Raw genomic sequence first — 2,653 nt, 5'->3', positions numbered from 1 at the left:
CTCGCAGTCCAGCAGCAGTGCGGTGTCGCCGTACGGCTTGAGGTTCACGGTGCGGCGCTCGTCAGCTCGGCACCCGCTGCCTCGAGCGCGGCGCGTACGGCACGGGCCAGGTCGACCGCACCGGGACTGTCGCTGTGGACGCAGATCGACGAGACGCTGTCCATGAGGCGTACGGCCTGCACCGCGACCACCGCCGGGTCGTCCAGCACCGCCCCGTGCTCGCTGCGGGGCACGAGCCTGCCGTCAGGGGTGTAGGCGCGATCGGCGAAGCCCTCGCGGATGACCGGGATGCCGGACGCCTCCGCGAGCGACAGCGACACCGAGCCCGGCAGGCCGAGCAGGGGCAGCGGCGTGGCCCGGCCCTGGATCGCATCGACCACGGCCTGGGCATGGGCATCGTCGTCGACGATCGTGTTGTAGAGCCCGCCGTGCGGCTTGACGTACGCGATGGTGCCGCCGGCCGACCGGGCGATCTCGTCGAGCAGCTCGATCTGGCTCAGCAGCTCGCCGATGAGATCGGCCGCGGGCATGTCGAGGTGGAGGCGGCCGAAGTTGTCACGGTCCGGATAGCCGACCTGTGCGCCGATCGCCACCCCGCGAGCGACGGCGGCCTCGCAGGTCGCGCGCATGAGGTCCGCATCTCCGGCGTACGCCCCGCAGCACACATTGGCGCTCGTGACGACGTCGAGCAGCGCGATGTCCTCGCCGGACTCCCATCGCGGCCAGGACTCGCCGAGATCGGCGTTGAGGTCGATCCGCATACTCCCAGCGTACGGAGGTTCAGAGACGTTCGACGAGGTACGCCCGGCCGTCGCCCAGCACCCGCGTCATGATGACCGTCGCGGTGTTGGGGCCCTTGAGCTTGAGCCGCCGGATCAGCTCCTCCGGCACGATGTCGACGCCGCGCTTCTTGACCGTCAGCGTCCCCACTCGGCGCACCTGCAGCGCGGCCTTGAGGGGCTTCTCCCGGAACGGCAGCTCGTCGACGATCCGGAACCCGCGGGCGAGCGGAGTCGGGTGGACCGCGTCCGAGCTGACGTACGCGATGTGCGAATCGGGCAGCCAGCCGCCGATCGTCGCGGCGAGCTCGCTGACGAGGCCCGCGCGGATGACGGCGTCGTCGGGCTCGTAGAGGTACGCCCCGACGTCCGCGACCGCCACCGGCTCGCCCGTGGAGACGAGCCCGGCGCCCGACGGGAGGATCGTCGCCCGGCGGGTCGCCGTCGCGAACGGCGCGCCCCACAGGCACGCCTCGACGAGGCTTCCGCCGTCGCTGACCCATTCCGCCTCGACACCGCTGGGCACGGCATCGTGGGCGAGGCCCGGCATGAGCTTGGCGACGGCGCGGCCGGCCAGGAGCTGGCGTACCCAGTCCCACGGCGGCTGCAGGTCGGAGGTCGAGAACGTACGCCCACGGCCGTCGCGGCGAGCCGGGTCGATGAAGGCGACCTCGTCGGCCCCGATCTCGACCGATCGGGCGTCGGCGCAGCTGACCTCGCCGTCGAGGCCGAGCGCCCGCAGGTTGGCCTCGGCGATCGCGGCTCGCACGGGATCGAGCTCGACGCCCCGCACCCGCAGGCCGGCACGCGCCAGCGCGACCAGGTCGCCGCCGATGCCGCAGCCGAGGTCGACGACACCGGTGGCACCGGTCGAGGCAAGCCGGCTGGCCCGGTGGGTTGCCACGGGCATACGCGTCGACTGCTCGAGCGCGTCGTGCGTGAAGTACATGCGCGCGGCATCGGCCCCGAACTTCGACACCGCCTTGCCGCGCAGGTGGTGCTGCGTCACGGCGGCCGCCACGAGGGCCGGCACGTACGTCTTGCGCAGCCGGGTGCCCAGCGCCAGGTCCGACTCGACGCCGGCCCGATCGGCGACCTCGTCGAGCAAGTGCTGTCCCGCAGGGGACAGCAGCTGCTCGAACGTCCCAAGATCCATGGGAAGAGTCTGCCGTGCAGGTGACGCACAGGAGAATTCGAGGGCATTACGCGCCCATGGCGAGGGTGAAGCCCGAGAACGGGCCCCGGCGGAGCCGACCCAGCCATAGCGACGAGCGCAGCGAGGAGAGCGGGCCCCGGCGGAGCTCTGCGGAGCCGACCCGACCATGGCGACGAGCGCAGCGAGGAGAGCGGGCCCCGGCGGAGCTCTGCGGAGCCGGAAGCGAGCACGGAGCGAAGCGGAGTGCGTGCCCGCTAGCACTCTCTTGGGGTGAGTGCTAACAGCGTGCTAGATTTCGTATTGGCACTCTCGCCACGAGAGTGCCAAGCATCGGTGAGTACGACCCCCGCGACGGCGTGCCCACCGGCGTCCACCGTTCCACCCGCCTGAAAGGGGAGGTCGACACGTGTCGGTCACCATCAAGCCGCTCGAAGACCGTCTGGTCATCCAGGCTGTCGAAGCCGAGCAGACCACTGCATCAGGTCTGGTCATCCCGGACACTGCCAAGGAGAAGCCGCAGGAGGGCAATGTCATCGCCGTAGGACCCGGTCGGGTCGACGACAATGGCAACCGCGTTCCTCTTGACGTCGCCGTCGGCGACAAGGTCATCTTCAGCAAGTACGGCGGCACCGAGGTCAAGTACGACGGCCAGGAGTACCTCATCCTGTCCGCTCGCGACGTCCTCGCTGTCGTTTCGTGATCTGACGCCCCGGCGCCC

The 2,653-nt window shown here is 70.8% G+C and carries 3 protein-coding genes; 1 reads left to right on the top strand and 2 read right to left on the bottom strand.

Annotated elements, in window-relative coordinates:
• Positions 1-44: 44 nt before the first annotated feature.
• Both V6M46_RS18875 and V6M46_RS18870 read right to left on the bottom strand, forming a co-directional pair.
• Entirely contained in the window at positions 45-761 is a 717-nt protein-coding gene (locus tag V6M46_RS18875) for a LamB/YcsF family protein (protein WP_332667961.1), read from the bottom strand.
• 19 nt (positions 762-780) lie between these two features.
• A complete protein-coding gene (locus tag V6M46_RS18870) occupies positions 781-1,935 on the bottom strand; it encodes a class I SAM-dependent methyltransferase (protein ID WP_332667959.1) in 1,155 nt (384 codons plus the stop codon).
• 406 nt (positions 1,936-2,341) lie between these two features.
• Here V6M46_RS18870 and groES point away from each other — a divergent pair, with 406 nt between their 5' ends.
• Positions 2,342-2,635, top strand: a complete 294-nt coding sequence (gene groES, locus V6M46_RS18865; RefSeq protein ID WP_056209271.1) for a co-chaperone GroES — start codon at positions 2,342-2,344, stop codon at positions 2,633-2,635.
• The last annotated feature ends 18 nt before the right edge of the window (positions 2,636-2,653 follow it).

This window comes from Aeromicrobium sp. (assembly GCF_036676885.1).
GTDB lineage: Bacteria > Actinomycetota > Actinomycetes > Propionibacteriales > Nocardioidaceae > Aeromicrobium.
The sequence above is the reverse complement of the archived record's forward strand: the minus strand, read 5'-3'. Positions and strand labels throughout refer to the sequence as shown.